Source organism: Agrobacterium sp. 22-210-1, from assembly GCF_053522525.1.
Genome location: NZ_JBNWCI010000002.1, coordinates 179,063 through 198,465 on the forward strand (window position 1 = coordinate 179,063; position 19,403 = coordinate 198,465).

Genomic DNA, 19,403 nt, shown 5'->3' on the forward strand with positions numbered 1-19,403 from the left:
CGGACTTTCAATCAGCATCGGATTTCCCGAAAAGCGCGTACGCCTTTCGGTTGGATGCCTTAGATGACGTAGGCCTTCAGCGGCTCGAAGCCATTAAAGGCAACTGCCGAATAGGTCGTCGTGTAGGCGCCTGTGCCTTCGATCAGAACTTCGTCGCCGATGGTCAGCGAGACCGGCAGCGGGTACATGTTCTTTTCATACAGCACGTCGGCGCTGTCGCAGGTCGGGCCGGCCAGAATGCAGGGCTGCATCTCGTCCTGATCACGCTCGGTGCGGATCGGGTAACGGATAGCCTCATCCATGGTCTCGGCGAGACCGCCGAACTTGCCGATGTCGAGGAACACCCAGCGGTGGTTGTCATTGTCGGACTTCTTCGACACCAGAACAACTTCCGCCTTGATGACGCCCGCATTGCCAACCATGCCGCGGCCCGGCTCGATGATCGTCTTCGGGATCTGGTTGCCGAAGTGCTTGCGCAGCGCCGTGTCGATCGCCTGGCCGTATTCTTCAGCGGCAGGAACGTCGCGCAGGTACTTGGTCGGGAAACCACCGCCCATATTGACCATCTGCAGGTGAATGCCCTGCTTGGAAAGCGAAGCGAAGACGCGCTTTGCATCGGCAAGTGCTGCATCCCATGCGTCGAGGTTCATCATCTGCGAACCGACATGGAAAGACACGCCGTAGGATTCGAGACCCATCTGATGCGCATAGACCAGAACGTCGACGGCCATCTGCGGCACGCAGCCGAACTTGCGCGACAGCGGCCATTCAGCGCCTTCGCCATCCGTCAGAACGCGGCAGAACACGCGGGCGCCGGGGGCGGCACGGGCAACCTTCTCGACTTCCTCATGGCTGTCCACGGCGAAGAGATCGATGCCGAGCGCGTAAGCGCGGGCGACATCGCGTTCCTTCTTGATGGTGTTGCCGAAGGAGATACGGTCGGCCGTTGCACCGGCATCGAGTGCCATCTGGATTTCAGCCACGGAGGCGCAATCGAAGCTGGAGCCGAGCGAAGCGAGCAGCTTCAGGATTTCCGGAGCCGGGTTTGCCTTGACGGCATAATAGATCGCGCTGTTCGGCAGGGAATGCCGGAACGCGTTGAAATTGTCGCGCACGACGTCGAGATCAACCACAAGGCAAGGGCCTTCGGGACGTCGGGTCTTGATGAAGTCGAGAATGCGTGCAGTCGTCATCGATATATTCCCTATAAAACCGACTCCGGAAAAATCCGGAGGACAAAGGACGCTCGAGATATGCATTCGAATCAGCCGGTGGAGGCGCAGAATCGATAGCATACGCTCAAGGCGTGAATATGAACGATGCCCTGCCAGAGCATCATTCGGCTTTGTCTGCCATCGATTGGAGGGATTGACCCGACCGCACTTCAGGCAATGATGGTGTGCCTCTTCAGTACCCCGGCTGATGGAAAGCCGGCAGAGAACCAGAAAGGCCCGCACCGTCGTTGCTTCATATGTCCTCGCATTTCCCGGTTGGCCGGAATAGCGACTGGAGGGGTTAGTTCCAGGTACCTTACCTAAATCCTCACCACATCGAGGACTCGGCGGACACACATGGGCACGTGCGACTTTGGGCAGCACGGGAGATAAGAATATTCGCAGTCATAATCAAGAGGTTTTTTTCACCATTTAGCGGATTTTTTCAGCAATGAATTTAGGGTTGAACAGTCGCCCTTCAGCGTTCAATTATATGGAACGAACCGGAGGATTTCCATGGACACGCTGACCCGCATCCGCGCCTTTATCGATGTCGTCGAGGCGGAGGGTTTTTCCGCCGCCGCGCGCAAGACCGGGCGCTCCAAGGCGCTTCTGTCCAAATATGTGCGGGAACTGGAGGATGATCTCGGCGCATTGCTCCTCAACCGCACGACAAGGCAGTTCTCGCTGACCGAGGCCGGGCACACCTATTACCGCACCGCTTCCGACATTCTGAAGGAGATCGACAACCTCGCCGATCTGGTGCGCGAGAAGAATGCCGATCTGAAGGGCAAGCTCAGGATTTCGGTTCCGCGCACCTTCATCGACGCCGATGTCGGCCAGAGCCTGATCGATTTCGCCAAGGAAAACCCTGAACTGTCGCTGGAAATCGTCGCCGAAGATCGATTCGTTGATCTGATCGAAGAGGGTTTCGACCTTGCCGTCCGGATAACCCGGCTCGAGGATTCGGGCCTCATCGCCCGCAAGCTTTCCGATTTCCGCGTCTATGCGGTGGCGACGGCGGATTTCGTGGCCCAGCATGGGCCGCTCAACGGGCCGCAGGATTTTTCCCGCGTTCCCTTCATCATCGACACCAATACGCGTTTTCACAATACGGTGCGATATCTGGAGCCGGATGGCGGCTCGAACTCAGTCACGATCAGCGGGCCGATCGAGGTCAACAGCCCGCAGGCAACGCTGCGCGCCGCCCGCGCCGGCCTCGGCATCGCCATGGTGCCGGATTTCATCGCCCGGCCCTATATCCAGTCCGGCGAGCTGGTGACGCTGTTCGACGATTATATTTCCAAGGACCGCGGCATTTATGCGGTCTATCCGCATCGCCGTTACCTGCCGGCCAAGGTGCGCAGCTTCGTGGATTATCTTTCCGCGTGGTTCAGGAAGAATGGGTGAGGACGCGGGCGTTTTAGCCGCAGACAGCCATCTTCTCCGTCATCCTCGGGCTTGACCCGAGGATCCATGTTTCGGCAGGCGGTGGATCCTCGGGTCAAGCCCGAGGATGACGTTGCGTATGAGGGAATGTTTGCTTCATTCCTCTTCGCGCGTTGAGAAAAAGGTTTCCACCCATCACCACGCCCGCCTTTCAGCGGGCGTTGCATGGCCGGAACCCGCGTATCAGAACGGCGAATCCGGGAAGTAGAACTGCTCGGCATTCTCCTTGGTGATCAGGGTCGCGTCGAGAATATAGTTGCCGGCAACCGGCACCTGATCGTAAAAATGTCCGGCCGTCAGCTGCATGGCTGTCGCCACCATCGCCGGCGGATAGAGCACGTCGACCGGCACCAGCTTGTCGCCATCCATGACCTTCTTGATCATGTCCTTGGAGCCGGCACCCGCAACGATATACTGGATATCGGTGCGTTTCGCCTGCTGAATCGCTTCCAGCACGCCGATCGCCATGTCGTCATCCTGGCACCAGACCACATCGATCTTCTTGTATTTGGTCAGATAGTCCTGCATCACGCGGAAGGCGTCGTCGCGGTTCCAGTTGCCGTATTGGCGGTCGAGAACCTTGACGTTCGAGCCGGCGATGCCCTTGTCGAAACCATCCTGGCGCTGCTGGTCGATGGGGATCGGCAGGCCGCGAATGACCACCACTTCCGCATCCGGCGTGGTTTTCTTGATGTATTCGCCCGCCACCTGGCCAAGCGCCGGGTTGTTGCCGGCGACATAGAGATCGCGGATGGAATTATCGTTGACGCTCGGCGCGCGGTCCACCAGCGCGACGAAGGTGCCCTTGTCCTTGATCTCCTTGATGGCGTTGACCAGTGGATCGGGATCGGAGGGCAGCACGACCAGCGCGTCCAGCCCCTGAACGGCCAGATCCTGAAGCGCGTTAGCCTGATTGGCGGCGTCCGGCGATGTCTTGACGATCACATTGAGCCCCGGATGCTCCTGCATCAAAAGCTTCGCCACCCGCTCGGCATGGTAGACGACACCCGCCGTCCAGCCGTGATCGGCCGCCGGAATGGATACGCCGATGGTGACCTTCTTGTCCTGCGCATGGGCCGAGCCCGCCAGCACCGCAGCCAGCGCGGCAAAGGCCACGCCGATGAATTTTCTACGCATAGTCTCTTTCCTCCCAAGACCGGGGCGTTCCTCCTTCAACCGCACCTGCCCCATGGCGCGGCGTGATACGTCACCTGCGGCTGAGCGAGCGCTGCACCAGCATGGCGATGATGATGATGGCCCCCTGAATGGCGCCGATCAGATATTCGCTGACGAAGTTCGACAGGATCATGATGTTGCCGACGATCTCCAGAATGAAGGCGCCGCAGATCGTGCCCCAGATGCGCCCCACCCCGCCGCGCAGCGCCGTGCCGCCGACAACGACGGCGGTGATGGCCTGCAGCTCCCACAACATGCCCGTGGTGGCCGAGGTGGAGGCAAGACGCGGCACATAAAGCAGCACCGCGACGGCGACGCACAGCCCCTGCACCACATAGGCGATGGTGCGAACCCGGGCGACCGAAATACCGGAGTAACGCGCCACATCCTCACTGGACCCTACTGCGGTCAGATGCCGGCCGTAACGGGTGCGGTACAGCACGAAGGCGGCTATTGCCGCAGTGACGAAGATGACGATGACTGGTACCGGCACGCCCAGAACATTGCCGAAATAGACCGGGCGATAAAGCGTCTGGATTTCCGGATTGCGCAACGTGATAGCACCACCCTGCGACAGCCATGTGGTCAGCCCGCGATAGATGCCCATGGTGCCGAGCGTGGCGATGAAGGGCTCGATGCGGCCGATGGTGGTTATGAGGCCGTTCGCCAGCCCGCAGGCCGCGCCGATGGCGAGCGCCAGCGCCATGGCGGCAAGCAGCATCAAAAGCGGACTGGCGATAACGCCGCTGTTCATGAACAAGATCATCAGGCTGGCGACGAAGGCAACCATGGCTCCAACAGAAAGATCAAGCCCGCCCGAGGTGATGACGTAGGTTGCGCCAAGCGCGATGATGGCGATGAAGGCGCTGCGGGTGACGACGTTCAGAAGATTGTCGATGCCGATGAAATTGGGATTGGCGATGGTGCCGAGAACCAGCAGCAGGGCCAGCGCCACGAACGGCGCCACGGCACGCAGGTCCCAGTCCTTCGAGGTCTTCGGCGTCTTGCCGGTGTCAGTTGCGGCCTCGGTCATGTTTCCCCTCAATTGTCTTTTCTTCAGGCCATATCTTTCGAAACCCGCAGCCTCAGGCGGGTTCCTGCGTGTGAACGCCGGTCGCCAGCGCCACGATGTCGTTTTCGGTCATGCGCTCGCCCGTCACCTCGCCGACGATCCGGCCGGAACGCATCACCAGAATGCGGTCGCAGATGCCGATCAGTTCCGGCATTTCCGAGGAGACGACGATGATCGAACGTCCTTCGTCTGCAAGCTTGGCGATGAAGCGGTAGATCTGTTCCTTGGTGCCGATATCGATACCGCGCGTCGGCTCATCGATGATGACGATGGACGGGTCGAGCAGCATCATCTTGGCGAGAAGCAGCTTCTGCTGGTTGCCGCCGGAAAGCTGGCCCGCCAGCAAATCCTTGCGGCCGGTGCGGATATCGAAATCATGGATGGCATCGTCCAGCGCCGCCGTTTCCTGGCGGGTATCGATCTGGAACAGCCGGCTGAATTTTTTGAGCGAAGCAAGCGTGAGATTGACCCGCAAATCCTTGGTGAGCAGCAATCCCTTGCCCTTGCGGTCTTCGCTCAGATAAACGATCCCGGCCTTCAGGCTGTCTTCGGCCTTGGCGAAATGCACCGGTTTGCCGAGATGACGGATCGTGCCCCGCCCGGCCCGCAGGCCAAGCACGCCCTCCATAAGCTCGGTCCTGCCCGCACCGACCAGACCGGCAAAACCGAGTATTTCGCCTTTGCGCAGGCTGAAACCGGCATCCTGCGCATAACCGGGGACGGTGAAATGCTCCACCTCAAGAACCGGCTCACGCTCGCCGCCAGCGTTTCGGTCGGGATAGAGCTTGGCTACATCGCGCCCCACCATCAGCCGCGCCATATCAGCCGGCTCCAGCTCTGAGGCCGGATGCGAGGCGACCAGCCTGCCGTCGCGCAGCACCGTCACCCGGTCGGCTATCTCCTTCACTTCAGGCAGGCGGTGCGAAATATAAAGCACGGCCACACGCTTCGCCCGGATGTCGCGGATGACGTTCAAAAGCGCGTCGGTTTCGATAGGCGTCAGGCTCGCGGTCGGCTCGTCGAAAATGACGACGCGATGCGGCACCAGCAGCACACGGGCGATCTGCACCAGCTGCCGCTGGGCAATCGACAGGCTGCCGACGATGGCGTCGGGATCGATCGTGCCGCCGAGATCGCCAACGGCCTTGCGCGCACCATCACGCATGGCGCTGTCGTCCATCATTGGACCTTTATGCAATTCGCGGCCGAGATAGATGTTCTGCGCCACCGTCAGATCTGGCGCCAGCAATATTTCCTGATGTACGAGAACGATGCCGCGATGTTCGGCATCCACCGGCCCGCCAAGCGTAACGGCTGCGCCATCGATGAGGATTTCACCACCCGACGGCTTTTCATTGCCGGCCAGCAGCTTCATCAGCGTCGATTTGCCGGCGCCGTTCTCGCCGATGATGGCGTGCACCTCGCCGGCGCGCACCGCGATCTCGATATCCTTCAGAACCTGAACCGGCCCGAAGGATTTCGACAGCCCGACCGTCCGGACAAGAACGGGGGCTGAAGTTTCGTCAGCAGAAGCCATGCGCCGTCACCGACAGCCGGTGAGAACGAACGGTTTTTGCCCCTCGATTTTTCCTGATTTGACCATAGGCGAACTCCTCCCAAAGCTCAGGGAAGAAGCTAACGTCCGTTTTGAGGTACGTAAAGCAAATTTCGCTCGTCTTTTAGAATACACTGAAATTTGAAGGGGACTTCCCGGCCCGACGGCGGATCGGGTCAGGGATTTGCGGCGCGCCTGAAGCCTTTCATCAGGCTATGCACGGCCTTACCGCCGTCTTTTGCAAGGTCGAAGCGCTTGCCGAACAGCAGCCAGTCGGAACAGATGCCTTTCAGCAGCCAGTAGAGTGCCCCGAGCGCCGATTCCGCTGTCCAGTTGTCGTTGAAGGCACCTTCCGCCTGCGCCCGCTCGAAAGCGGCTTCCAGCCGATCCTTGTGGTAGCGGTCCAGCTCCTCCTGCGCATGCAGGACAGGGGCGAATTCGTCTGAATAGCTGGTACGCAGGCTGATGGTCATGATGCGCTGGCGTTGTTCGTCCTGCGCCAGAAGTGCCAGCCACTTGCAGGCCGCCTCCTCGATCTTGGCCAGCAGGGTCAACCCCTTGAGATCAGGATCATCGAAATTAAGCAGATCCGATTCAGGCAGCGCCACCGATTTGTAAAGGCCGATGAAAAGGTCGGTCTTGCTGGAGAAATGCCAGTATATCGCCCCGCGCGTCACCCCGGCCGCGACCGCTACCTCGTCCAGTGAGCTATTGGCCACGCCCTTTTTGAAGAACACACGCTCGGCAGCGGCAAGGATCGCCTGACGCGTCTCTTCTGCCTCGGCCTTGGTACGGCGCATGCTGATGTCTCCTTCCAATCGTGACACGGCGCTTTCGCACCGTGCCTTTTCTTGTCGTGCCGGGCTGTCATTCACATGAATACACTCACATGACTTTCGGCCAGGCCTTCACATCCGTTTTATTCCGCCGGCGACACGGCGTCAGCAGCAATCTTGTCGTCCTTCTTCCGATCCCCGAAAAACTTCATGACAAACACGAAGAAGACGGGGACGAAGAAGATGGCAAGGATCGTCGCCGAGATCATGCCGCCCAGAACGCCGGTACCGATGGCGTTCTGGCTCGCCGCACTGGCGCCCGACGCAATTGCCATCGGCAGCACGCCGAGCGAGAAGGCGAGCGAGGTCATCAGGATCGGTCGGAAGCGCAGGTGCGCCGCCTCCACCGTCGCATCATAGGTGGATTTGCCCTCTGCCCGCAGATCCTTGGCGAATTCGATGATCAGGATCGCGTTCTTCGCCGAAAGCCCGATGATCGCGACGAGGCCAACCAGGAAGTAGACATCGTTCGGCATGCCGCGCAGCATCACCGCCGCCACCGAACCGATGACGCCGAGCGGCACCACCAGCATGACGGAGAGCGGAATGGACCAGCTTTCGTAAAGCGCCGCGAGAAGCAGGAAGACGAACAGCACGCTGAGGCCGATGAGGGCCGGCGCCTGCGAGCCGGACTGGATTTCCTGCAGCGACTGGCCGGTCCATTCGAAACCGAAGCCGTTTGGCAATTCGCCCGCCAGACGCTCCATTTCGGCAATCGCATCACCCGAGGAATAACCGGGCGCCGACTGGCCGCCGATGCGGATCGCCGGATAGCCGTTGTAACCCACCACCTGCGAGGGGCCGCGCACCCATTCCACCGTGGCGAAGGAGCTGACCGGCACCATGCCGCCATTGGCATTGCGGACATTGAGGTTCAAAAGATCCTCGGTCTTCATGCGCTGTCCCTGCTCCGCCTGCACCGTCACGCGCTGCATGCGGCCGGCATTGGGGAAGTCGTTGACGTAGGACGAACCCATATTGGCCGAGATGGTGGCGTTGATGTCGCTGAAGGTCACACCGAAGGTATTGGCCTTTTCGCGGTCGATGATGAGGTTGACCTGCGGCGAATCCGGCATGCCTTCGACACGCAGGCCGGCCAAAATGGGGCTTTTCTGCGCTGCCGCCATCAACTGTGCTCCGGCGGCGCTCAGCGCCGTCTGTCCGGCACCTCCGCGATCCTGCAGGCGGAAGGTAAAGCCGCTGGAGTTACCGAGACCCTGAATGGGCGGCGGCGACAGCGTGAAGGACATGGAACCCGGCAGGCCCCACAGCTTGCCGTTGATGCGTTGGGCGATGGCGGAGGCGGAATCCTCCGGCCCACGCTCGCTCCAGTCCTTCAGCGTCGCGAAGGCGAGACCGGCATTCTGGCCGGAACCGGAGAAGGAGAAGCCCGAAACCGCAATCACGCGATCGACCGCCGGCTCCGCCAGGAAGATCTTTTCGATTTCCTGGATGGATTGCAGGGTGCGTTCGCTGCTGGCTTCCGCCGGCGCCTGAATGTCGACGATCAGGTAACCCTGGTCCTCATTGGGCAGGAAGGAGCTGGGCAATTGCATATAGGCCCAGCCGAGACCGGCAAGCAGCGCCGCATAGATGACCATGAAGCGGCCGGAACGCTTGATGATGCTGCCGACCGACGAGGAGTATTTATGCGAGGCCTTGTCGAATCCGCGGTTGAACCAGCCGAAGAAGCCCTTCTTCTCATGGTGCCCGGCCTTGATCGGCTTCAGGAACGATGCGCAGAGCGCCGGCGTCAGTGACAGCGCAAGGAAGCCCGAAAACAGGATGGAAACCACCATGGTCAGGCTGAACTGCTGGTAGATGATGCCGACGGCGCCGGGGAAGAAGGCCATGGGCACGAACACCGCCGTCAGAACCAGCGTGATGCCGATGATGGCGCCGGAGATCTGGCCCATTGCCTTGCGGGTCGCCTCCTTCGGCGACAGATGTTCTTCCGCCATGATGCGCTCGACATTTTCCACCACGACAATCGCGTCATCAACGAGAATGCCGATGGCGAGAACCATGGCGAACATGGTGAGAACGTTGATCGAGAAGCCCGAAATATACATGATGGCGCAGGTGCCGAGCAGCGCCACGGGCACGACCAGCGTCGGGATGATGGTGTAGCGGATGTTCTGCAGGAAGACGAACATCACCACGAAGACGAGGATGATCGCCTCCACCAGCGTGTTGATCACCTTCTGGATCGAGATTTTCACGAAGGGGCTGGTATCGTAGGGAATTTCATATTCGATACCCGCCGGGAAATAACGCGACAGCTCCTCCATCGTGGCGCGCACGCCCTCGGAAGTCTGCAACGCATTTCCCGTCGGCGAAAGCTGGACACCGATGGCCGCACTGGGCTTGCCGTTCAGGCGGCTCGAGAAGGTGTAGCTTTCCCCGCCCACCTCGACCCGCGCGACGTCGCGCAGCCGGACGGAGGAACCATCCGGATTGGCGCGCAGCACGATGGAGCCGAATTCTTCCGGCGAGGTCAGCTGGCCCTGCACGTTGACGGTGGCAGAAATCTGCTGGCCAACGGGGTTTGGCGATGCGCCGATGCGGCCAGCCGCAACCTGCGAGTTCTGCGCCTGGATGGCGCCGATGACATCGCTCGAGGTCAGGCTGAGACCCAGCATCTTGTCGGGGTCCATCCAGATACGCATGGAGCGCTGGGTGGCGAACAGCTGCGCGCTGCCGACGCCGGGAACGCGACGCAACTCACCGACCACGTTACGGCTGAGATAGTCGCCAAGGCCGATGGCGTCCGTATTGCCGTCCACGGACGTCAGCGCCACCATCATCAGAAACGAGGTTCCGGCCTGCTCAACGCGCAGGCCCTGCTGCGTCACCGCCTGCGGCAGTCGGGGTTCGACGCGGGCGATACGGTTCTGAACCTCGACCTGCGCCTCACCGATATTGGTGCCGGGTTCGAAGGTGACATTGATCGAGATACGGCCGGAGGATTCCGACGTCGATTCGAAATAGATCAGACCCGGGACGCCATTCAGCTCTTCCTCGATGGGACGCGTGACGCTCTGATAGATATCTTCCGGCGATGCGCCCGGATAGGTCGTGCCGACGGAAATCTGCGGCGGGGCCACATTCGGATATTGCGCAATCGGCAGCATGGGAATGGCGAGCAGGCCCGCCAGCATGATGAAGATGGCGACGACCCAGGCAAAAATGGGCCGATCGATGAAAAAACGTGCCATGGAAATCGGTCCTTATTGCTTCGCGGCCGGGGTCTCAGACGAGGTCTCGGCCGACGCCGCGCCTTCGCTGCTGGCGGCGGCAGCGACATCGGGCTCCGCAGACCATGGCTCAGGCTTCACCTTGGCGCCCGGCGCGGTTTTCTGGAAACCTTCGGCAACGACGCGGTCGCCGTCCTTCAGGCCTTCCGTAATCACCCAGCGATCGCCAATCGAGCGGCCGACGCTGACGCGGCGCTGTTCGACCGTGTCTTCGGCATTGACGACAAGCACGCTCGCCTGCCCGCCCGCATCGCGCTGCACCGCCTGCTGCGGCACGGCAAAGGCCGCCTTCTGGATGCCCTGCTGGATCTGCACGCGGACATACATGCCCGGCAAAAGGTCGCCGTTCGGGTTGGGGAATTCACCGCGCAGCGTCACCTGGCCGGTGGTTTCATCCACCGCCGCTTCGGAGAACAGCAGGCGGCCCGAAATCGGATAACGGGTGCCGTCATCAAACAGCAGATTGACTTCCGCCTCGTTCGGGCCTGTCATCAACTGGCCATCCTGCAGGGCCTTGCGAAGGCGAATGAGATCGGCGGCCGGCTGGGTGAAGTCGGCATAGATCGGATCGAGCTGCTGGATCGTTGCCAGGTTCTCCGAGCCGGTGGCGCTAACGAGTGCGCCTTCGGTAATGCGCGCCCGACCGATCATGCCGCTGATGGGTGCGGTGACATTGGCATATTGCAGATTGAGCTTGGCTTCCGCAACGCCGGCCTCGGCCACCGCCACTTCGGCATCCGCCTGCGCAAGCTGGGCGATGGCATTGTCGAACTCCTGCTGCGAACCAACATTCGAACGGCGCAGCTGCTGCTGCCTGTCAGCCGTCTGCCGCGCCTGCAGCTGTGCGGCCTGCGCCCGGCGCAACGTGCCTTCGGCGCTATCGACGCGCACCTGGAACGGCGCGGGATCGATCCGGTAGAGCACATCGCCTTCCTTCACCAGCGAGCCCTGCTCGAACACCCGCTCGACAATGATGCCGGAGACGCGCGGGCGTACTTCGGCAAGCCGCGTCGGCGCGATGCGTCCCGGCAATTCGTTGGTGATGGGCAGCTCTTCCTGGCTCACGGTCACGACCTTGACCGCGCCGGGCGGCGGCGCGCCGGGCGCAGAGGCCTGCTCGTCGCTACATCCGACCAGAACGATGCCCGTCAACAACACCGCTACGATCTGCCTCAATTTCTTCGCCATACTGCGCTCCGAATCCACAAAAAAGGTCACATTTACATACATACTAAGACGTATGTAAAATTCGGGCAACGGAATTGTTGCAGCGCAACAGCGGTCTCACGCGCTTGTGAAGATGTGTAAGGCCCTGACAGAACACTGAGGAAGAGTGGAACCGTGAAATGGGAGAGAGAGTCGGGCCAATTGCGCCGACGTCATCCTCGGGCCTGTCCCGAGAATCTGCCACCGTATCGATTTTATTCGACGTGGTTAGATCCTCGGCACAAGGCCGAGGATGACGTTGAGGGAACGTTCACCCTTCATCACCGACTTCAAAGGGAATGCGACCTGTCCGGAAGTTTAAACCGGACAGCAGTGGGACAAGCCCACGGATGACGTCGGGATGATGCAAATCGTCGCGGAAGACAAGAACGCCCCGCGCCTTGAAGCGCCCTCGCCTTTCTTCAGAACAGACGCTTTAGCGAAGTGGCTTCCGGCTGCGGACTGTTCTTCGTCGTCTCGCTATTGTCGGCGGATCTGCTGCGCAGGGCCGCATAATAGGCGTTCTTATGTTCGTACATATTCATATCGGCGCGGCGCACCAGCGATTCCATCGCCTCGCCGGCTTCGCTGGTCGCCACTCCCAGCGACAGGCTGAGCGGCGCACTTGAATAAAACTGGTTGTTGATCTTCAGCAACTCATAGACTGTTTCGACCATGGCAGCGGCAATCTGCTTGTCGGCGCCGGGAAGAAGAATGGCGAACTCATCGCCGCCGATGCGCGCAGCATGGTTGGGCGCGGCCACCACGCCGTTCAGCACCTCGCCCACCCGCCGCAGCAGGGCGTCGCCGGCATCATGGCCGAGCTTGTCATTGGCCTCTTTCAGGCCGTTGAGATCGATGACAATGGCAGAAACGGGCCGCAGCGCACTGCGCTCCAGCCGGTTCAACTCGTCCGAATAAAAGGCGCGGTTATGCAGTTTGGTCAGCACGTCGTGCTTGCCGAGATATTCGAGATAGGCTTCCGCCTTCTTGCGCGCGGTGATGTCCGTCAGCGCCACCTGCACCAGCGACCAGTCATGCTCGTGGCCGGGGAAGACGGAAAAATGCAGGAGAACATGACGCTCCGAACCGTCAAGCGCATAATTCACCACCTCGCGATGGTGAGTGAGATTGCCGTTCCAAAGCTCCATCAGCTGCTCGCGGAACGGCTTTTCCATCTCGCCGCGGAAAATATCGCCGAGCCGCTGCAATAGAACCTGCCGGTCCGGCGCGCAGAACAGGTCAAGCGTGGCGCGATTGACGTCGATGACGCGGATTTCGCTCATGCATTGCCGCACAAATTCGGGATGCACATCCATGAACACGCGGAAATCGATGATACCGCGTTCCCGGACTTCCTCGATCAGTCGCCGCACCCGGCTGAAATCCTCCACCCAGAGCGAAACCGGCGAATGCTTGAACATGCCCTCGGCATAACGGCGGTTGAGAAGCTCCTTGCGGCGGGCTTCCTCCCGTTCCGTCACATCCTCGGTGGTCAAAAGCAGCCGGCCGAGCGTGTTCTCGTGGCCGGGTATGACCGCGCCGCGCAGCTGGATATCAAGCCGCCTGCCGCCGATCGAATAATTCACCGCATTGCTGGTGAATTCCGTCCGCCCCGCCCAGAGTTCGGAAAGCTCGTTCACATGGCTTTCCAGCATGTCGTCGCGAAAAATCCGATGCAGATTGTCGACGAGATGCGCCTGATCGCGCGCCTCGAACAGTTCGAGCGTCTTGGCATTGACCTGGATGACGCGGATTTTCTGCGAACACGCCGCCACACGCGATAAATCTTCCAGAAGAAACGCCCTGAGATCCTCGACGCCCTCAGCCCGCCAGATATCGAACTGGCTCTTCACCGCGCTGAAATCCTCGATCCACATCGCCACCGGCGCGAGATTGAAGATATTGGTATCGATCGTCTCACTCATACGGGCAGTCTTCTCAAGGGTGGATGCAGGCGGATGCCAAACGGTGCGGCACGGCGACGACCGCCCGCATATCGGGATTTATTAGGGATATTCGATTTAACGCAAGCATTTATCGCGCAACCTGTCGGATTGCGCGATAATTCACGGATTTCGCCGCTGGGATGCCCTTTACCAGAGCTTCACGTGACGGTTCACATCCTTGTAGAGCAGGTAACGGAACCGGCCCGGGCCGCCCGCATAACAGGCCTGTGGGCAATAGGCGCGCAGCCACATGAAGTCGCCCGCCTCAACTTCCACCCAGTCCTCGTTCAGCCGGTAGACCGCCTTGCCCTCCAGCACGTAAAGACCGTGTTCCATCACATGGGTTTCCATGAAGGGAATGGTCGCACCCGGCTGGAAAGTGACGATGTTGAGATGCATGTCGTAACGCACGTCTTCGGGATCGATGAAGCGGGTCGTCGCCCATTTGCCATCGGTATCGGGCATGGCCGACATGGCGATCTCGTCTTCATGCGAAAAGATCGCCGGCGGCGGCTCCAGCCCGTCAACCGCCTGAAACGCCTTGCGGACCCAATGGAACTTGACGGGCGCCTTGCCGGAATTCTTGACCTGCCAGCGCGCACCGGCCGGCAGGAAGGCAAACGAGCCCTCCCGCAGCGCATGCTGCGCGCCCTCGAACGTCACGGTCATTTCGCCTTCGACAACGAAGATCGCCGCTTGCGCCCTCTCGTCCGGCTCCGGCCGCTCGCTGCCGCCATCGGGCTGCACTTCGACGATATATTGCGCGAAAGTCTCGGAAAACCCCGTCATCGGCCGGGCGATGATCCAGGCCCGCGTGCCGGTCCAGTGCGGCAGCACGCTTGTCACGATATCGGACATCACGGTCTTGGGGATGACCGCATAGGCGGTCTTGAAAACAGCCTTGCTCGACAGCAGTTCCGTCTGCCCCGGCAGACCGCCCATATCCGAATAATATCTCTTCATTTCAGCCATTCCATTCTGCAACGCATTCCGCGCGGATTCTTAGGCCCGCGATGTGGTTTAATCAAATGGTTATTGGCAGAGGGCGGCCTAAACAACGATGACATTGGGCACGGAGGTGGCCGCGCATTTCTTCTCCCCGGCGGGGAGAAGAAATGCGCGGCACGCGCTCGCTTCCCGCAAAGGAATAACGAGCGCGGCTTTCTGTCTCACACCTTCTTACGCATCGTCGCATAGACGATATTGTGGTTCTCGCCGAAGAACACCTCCGCCTCGATACTTGCAGGATCGGCGCTGGCATTGACGATCCGCCACATATCCGCCTTCGAGCGCAGCAGCAGCGCCCAGTTCATGAAGGTCTCCATATAACCGTCGACGACGATATCTTCGGAGAAGTTGGCAAAGAGGAACATGCCGCCGGGTTTGAGCATCTCCATGCAGCGCCGTGTCAGCTTGATCGCCACACGGTCGTTCAGATAATCATACAGGCCGGCCGCATAGATCAGATCGAAGCTGCCGAGCTCCTGCGTGCGCAGCACGATATCGCGGACCGAACCGTCAATTGCCTCCACACCGCGACCGCCGAAATCACGGGCGACGGAGCCGACACTCAAGGGATCCTGATCCAGTGCCACCCAGCGCTTGATCCTGCCCTCTTTCAGCGCCACCGAAGCATCGGCCTCACGCAGGTGCCCGGAGGCAATGGTGAGGATTTCCGTCTCTTCGCCGTGGCGGGCGGCAGCCTCATCCACGAACCGCGTCAGCAGATCCCGCCGCTCGCGCACGGCAACCGAGGAACTGGCGTCCTTTGTGTAATCGTAAAGGGCGGACCCCAGCGGCGAAGCGTTCTTCACCAGTTCGGCAACGCTGTCATGAGCGTAGATGAAGTCGAGCAACTGGGCGTCGCCGGAATAGCCCCTCGGCTTTTCGAACGACCACCGGGTGAAGGGATCTTCGAGAAAACGCTCCGACACGGAGTGATTCTGCACAAGGGGGATCAACTCCGCCCACACGCTGGAGTGGAGCTTATCTCGCAATCCATGCAGTGCGCCCGCCGTTCGATGTATTATCTCACGCGCCGAAACGCCATTGTCGAATTGCTGCTGTGCCAATTCGAGAATGATGGCGATCTCTGCTTTCGCAACTGCGAACTGCTCATCGAATGTCTCCGTTCTGCGTGCAAAAATCTCTTTTGCGACAGTATCCGGGGTAATCAGACTTGCCCCGTCAAGATTTTTCTTCTTTACCCGCACCACTTCAGCCTCCAGTATTAACACATTGTTAACTATACGTTTCTCGGAGACGGAAGGCCACTCGCTTTCGATTTTTGAGCGGTGTAGGGATAGATTAGTAGATTAGCGTATTTTTTTGGTCACACTCGTGGGCATAGGAGAAAGCGGATACGCGATTTAGTGAAACTTAATGTTGCGAACGTATGATGCGTTCTTCCTTTCCATGTTCTCCGCACGCATCGGCGGAGATCGGCAGGAACCCGCACCGGGTGCGACAGCACACGGAAAAGTGGAATAAGCAGTTACTTAATAAAGTATACGCAACACTATGGGAAAGTGCATGAAGCACACATTGGGAGAGGTGGGTGGACAGCAAGACTATCGGCGGCCGGACTCCCGGTTTTCTGATGAACTTCTTGCCCTTTACCAGCAGGAAGGTGAGCGCAGCCGCCGTGGTTCGATCAGACAGGGCCTGTGGACGGCCGTTTTCATCTATCTTCTGTTTGCCGTCACCGACATCATTCTGATACCCGACGTCGCTTTCTACGCCATCATCGCCCGTCTGGTCGTGGTCTTCTCCTCGCTGCTGACGCTGGAAATCCAGCTGCACAGGGGCGCCAGCACGGCTGCCCTCGACCTTACCTGCGCGACTGCGCTCGTCATGGGCTATATCGGCTGGCTGCTGCCTTCGCTTTTGACCGACAACCTTGAAAACATGTCCTATTACATGGTTTTCGGGGCGATCTTCATGATGGGCGCCAACCTGTTCTTTACCTTTCGTTTCCACCTGTCGCTCGTGTCATCAGGTATCATTCTCGTCACCTATTTTCTGGCGTTGACGCAGTTTCCTGAAGATGTGTTCTACAAGGTGGCTTTCGGCACCTTCTATATTTCCTGCTTCGTTTTCACCTCCTATGTGAACTGGAACCTGAACCGGGAACGTTATCACGTCTTTCTCAACGCGCTGGAGGCCAAGGCCCAGCAGAAGGCTGCGGATGAACGCGGCCAGGCGCTGCTGCGGCTTTCAAATACGGATTCGCTCACGGGCCTGCAGAACCGTCGCGCCATCGACCATCAGCTGCGCCTGCTGTGGGACAGTTGGAGCAAGAAGGAGGAAGGTTTCGCCGTTCTCCTGATCGATGTCGACTTCTTCAAGAAATACAATGACCGTTATGGCCACCAGGAAGGCGACAAGTGCCTGGTGACGGTGGGTAATGCGCTGCAGGATGCAATCGCCGGGCATGGCGCTTCCATCGGCCGTTATGGCGGTGAGGAGTTCATCGTTCTCGTGCCGTTCAAATCCAAGCAGCAGGTGGGCGAGTTGGCCGAAACGATCCGCCACACCGTCGAAGACCTGTCGCTTGCCCACGACCAGCGCCGGGACGGCACCTTCGTCGTCACCGTCAGCATCGGCGCGTCCTTCACCCGCGCCAATCCGGACGGCAAGCTGGAGAAAATCATCAACGAGGCCGACCGCGCGCTCTACATTGCCAAGGGCAATGGCCGCAACTGCATGAAGCTGTTCGATCCGGACGATCCGCAGACCAGTGACGAGACGGAAAACATCGCAGCGCTTCTGAAGATCGCCATTGCGGAAAACCTCATTTCCCTCGTCTACCAGCCGATCCTCAACGTCTCGACCAATGAAACGCCGGGTGCCGAAGCGCTGATGCGGCTTCGCCTGCTCGATGGCAGCGCCGTTTCGCCCGGCATCTTCATTCCGATTGCCGAGCGCACCGGTACGATCATGGAACTCGGCCTCTGGACCATCAAGACCGTCTGCAAGCAGATTCTTGCCGATGACCGGGTGGACGTGGTCAGCGTCAACGTATCACCCATGCAGCTGAAGAACCCGGGCTTTGCCACCTCGGTTGCAGCAATCCTCGTCGAGGCCGGCATCGCCGGCAACAGGCTCGCCTTCGAGATCACCGAAGGTCTGGATATGGAGATGCATTCGGATGTGCTGCGCTGCCTGAATGACCTGAAAACGCTCGGTATCAACATCTGGCTCGATGATTTCGGAACCGGGTTTGCCGGCCTTTCCTGGCTGCGCATGACCGATTTCGACACCGTCAAGATCGACCGCTCCTTCCTGCATGACAGCAATACGCCGCGCGGCCGGGCAATGCTGCAGGACATGATCCGCCTCATCCGCAACCGTGGCCACAAAATCCTGATTGAAGGCGTGGAGACGGAAGAACAGCTGCGGCTGGTGCGCCAGCTGGAGATCGATTATGCGCAGGGCTATTATCTCGGACGCCCGGTCGTCGCCGAACGGCTGGGGGCGGCGAGAACCCCCTATCCGCGTCCCAACATGCTGCTGCGTCCCGCCTGACGGACTACGGCCCCTGCCTTAGTGATAGGCGGGCGGCACGATCGAGAATTTCGACGCCAGTTCCGCAAAGGCCGCGCGGGTAACGGGATCGACGGGCGCGCCTTCCCTTTCCCGCCTTGCCGCAACCGCCCATTCCCGGTCGCCCGGTGCCATGACCTTGCAGTCCTCGCGCGCGGGCGAGCCGCGCAGCACTTCGAGATAACGTTTCATGCCCTCATCGAACACTTCCCGTTCAAGGAAGGCTTCCGGCTTCAGCGCCAGAACGAAGGCTCCTAGTCCACGCGGCGTGGAAAAATCGGGCCCGCCCATGGGGTCTATGTCGAAACTGAGTTTCATTCCGCTGAGAACGGCGCTGAAAATCTCGACCATGCCCGCCAGCGCCGCGCCCTTGAAGCCGAAAGCGCCGCCGAGTGGCGCCAGCATTTCAACGGCATGGGGATCTCGCGTGTCGATGCCGTCACCGTCAGACGCGACACCATCAGGCAATTGCTGTTCGAGGCTGCGGTAAAGCAGAACCCGATTATAGGGCACGGCACTGGTGGCCATGTCCAGAAGCCAGGGCATGTCATCCGCCGCCGGCACGCCAACGGCAATCGGGTTGGTGCCGTGGAAGCGCATCGCGCCATCATGCAGGCGCACGAAACTGTCGGAATTGCAGACGGCAAGGCCGATATAACCCTGCCGCGCCGCTTCCAGCGCATAGGCGCCGGCGGGGCCGAAATGCGAGGAATTGCGGATCGCCACCGCGCCGATACCGAATTTTTCGGCCAGCGTCATGGCATTGTCCATGGCCGCATAGGTGGCGCGGGCGCCGTGGGCATGGTCGGCATCGATGGTCGCCACCGCGCCGAAGCCCGAGACGCGGCGGATCTGCGGCCGCCGATTGAGGCGTCCGCCTTCAAGGGCGGTGATGTAGTGGGCAAGCAGGCGCACGCCGTGGCTGTCGACGCCGAGCCTTGTGCCATGCATCATGGCGCGGGTTGCGGCATCGGCCGTCTCGTCATCCGTGCCGGCGGCCAGGAAGGTGCTGCGGCAGAACCGCTCCAGCTCATCCAGCCTTGCGAGAACGGTGGCGTTTTCATTGCTGTGCGACATGCGGGGAACCCTCCCGATTCCAGAATCCATGCCGCACAGGCTATTCACGGAGCGCGTTTTTGCAATC

General features: G+C 60.2%; 13 protein-coding genes. 2 read left to right on the forward strand and 11 right to left on the reverse strand.

Annotated elements, in window-relative coordinates; translation table 11 throughout:
- Window positions 1-59: 59 nt before the first annotated feature.
- On the reverse strand, window positions 60-1,193 hold the full coding sequence (gene odc2 / locus ACQZ5F_RS13845; protein ID WP_046800865.1) for an ornithine/lysine decarboxylase: 1,134 nt from the start codon (window positions 1,191-1,193) through the stop codon (window positions 60-62).
- A gap of 537 nt (window positions 1,194-1,730) precedes the next feature.
- On the opposite strand from odc2, the gene ACQZ5F_RS13850 reads away from it, so the two are divergent.
- Window positions 1,731-2,624 (forward strand): LysR family transcriptional regulator, encoded by an 894-nt coding sequence (locus ACQZ5F_RS13850; protein ID WP_046800864.1) that lies wholly within the window; start codon window positions 1,731-1,733, stop codon window positions 2,622-2,624.
- A gap of 222 nt (window positions 2,625-2,846) precedes the next feature.
- Here the strand turns inward: ACQZ5F_RS13850 and ACQZ5F_RS13855 are convergent, their stop codons facing one another.
- The 9 genes from ACQZ5F_RS13855 to ACQZ5F_RS13895 all read right to left on the reverse strand — a co-directional run bounded on the left by ACQZ5F_RS13855 (window position 2,847) and on the right by ACQZ5F_RS13895 (window position 15,930).
- Window positions 2,847-3,800, reverse strand: a complete 954-nt coding sequence (locus ACQZ5F_RS13855) for a substrate-binding domain-containing protein (RefSeq protein WP_046800863.1) — start codon at window positions 3,798-3,800, stop codon at window positions 2,847-2,849.
- A 70-nt stretch (window positions 3,801-3,870) separates the two neighbouring features.
- On the reverse strand, window positions 3,871-4,872 hold the full coding sequence (locus tag ACQZ5F_RS13860; protein WP_052820818.1) for an ABC transporter permease: 1,002 nt from the start codon (window positions 4,870-4,872) through the stop codon (window positions 3,871-3,873).
- A gap of 52 nt (window positions 4,873-4,924) precedes the next feature.
- Window positions 4,925-6,448, reverse strand: a complete 1,524-nt coding sequence (locus ACQZ5F_RS13865; RefSeq protein ID WP_448730640.1) for a sugar ABC transporter ATP-binding protein — start codon at window positions 6,446-6,448, stop codon at window positions 4,925-4,927.
- A 194-nt stretch (window positions 6,449-6,642) separates the two neighbouring features.
- Complete coding sequence (locus ACQZ5F_RS13870; RefSeq protein WP_225338502.1) at window positions 6,643-7,266, reverse strand: TetR family transcriptional regulator; 624 nt, start codon at window positions 7,264-7,266, stop codon at window positions 6,643-6,645.
- A gap of 119 nt (window positions 7,267-7,385) precedes the next feature.
- A complete protein-coding gene (locus tag ACQZ5F_RS13875) occupies window positions 7,386-10,520 on the reverse strand; it encodes an efflux RND transporter permease subunit (RefSeq protein WP_046800860.1) in 3,135 nt (1,044 codons plus the stop codon).
- A 12-nt stretch (window positions 10,521-10,532) separates the two neighbouring features.
- Window positions 10,533-11,747: an efflux RND transporter periplasmic adaptor subunit gene (locus ACQZ5F_RS13880; protein WP_225338503.1), complete on the reverse strand. Its 1,215-nt coding sequence runs from the start codon at window positions 11,745-11,747 to the stop codon at window positions 10,533-10,535.
- 440 nt (window positions 11,748-12,187) lie between these two features.
- Window positions 12,188-13,693 carry a sensor domain-containing diguanylate cyclase gene (locus ACQZ5F_RS13885; protein WP_225338504.1) on the reverse strand — a complete coding sequence of 502 codons (1,506 nt, stop codon included), beginning with the start codon at window positions 13,691-13,693 and terminating at the stop codon, window positions 12,188-12,190.
- 168 nt (window positions 13,694-13,861) lie between these two features.
- Complete coding sequence (locus tag ACQZ5F_RS13890) at window positions 13,862-14,686, reverse strand: bifunctional allantoicase/(S)-ureidoglycine aminohydrolase (RefSeq protein ID WP_046800857.1); 825 nt, start codon at window positions 14,684-14,686, stop codon at window positions 13,862-13,864.
- 197 nt (window positions 14,687-14,883) lie between these two features.
- Window positions 14,884-15,930: a class I SAM-dependent methyltransferase gene (locus tag ACQZ5F_RS13895; protein ID WP_225338505.1), complete on the reverse strand. Its 1,047-nt coding sequence runs from the start codon at window positions 15,928-15,930 to the stop codon at window positions 14,884-14,886.
- A 316-nt stretch (window positions 15,931-16,246) separates the two neighbouring features.
- Between ACQZ5F_RS13895 and ACQZ5F_RS13900 the strand changes: the two genes are divergently transcribed.
- On the forward strand, window positions 16,247-18,241 hold the full coding sequence (locus ACQZ5F_RS13900; protein WP_225338506.1) for a putative bifunctional diguanylate cyclase/phosphodiesterase: 1,995 nt from the start codon (window positions 16,247-16,249) through the stop codon (window positions 18,239-18,241).
- Between the two features lie 18 nt (window positions 18,242-18,259).
- On the opposite strand, the gene ACQZ5F_RS13905 is transcribed toward ACQZ5F_RS13900, so the two are convergent.
- Window positions 18,260-19,336: an Ldh family oxidoreductase gene (locus ACQZ5F_RS13905; protein WP_225338507.1), complete on the reverse strand. Its 1,077-nt coding sequence runs from the start codon at window positions 19,334-19,336 to the stop codon at window positions 18,260-18,262.
- Window positions 19,337-19,403 lie beyond the last annotated feature (67 nt).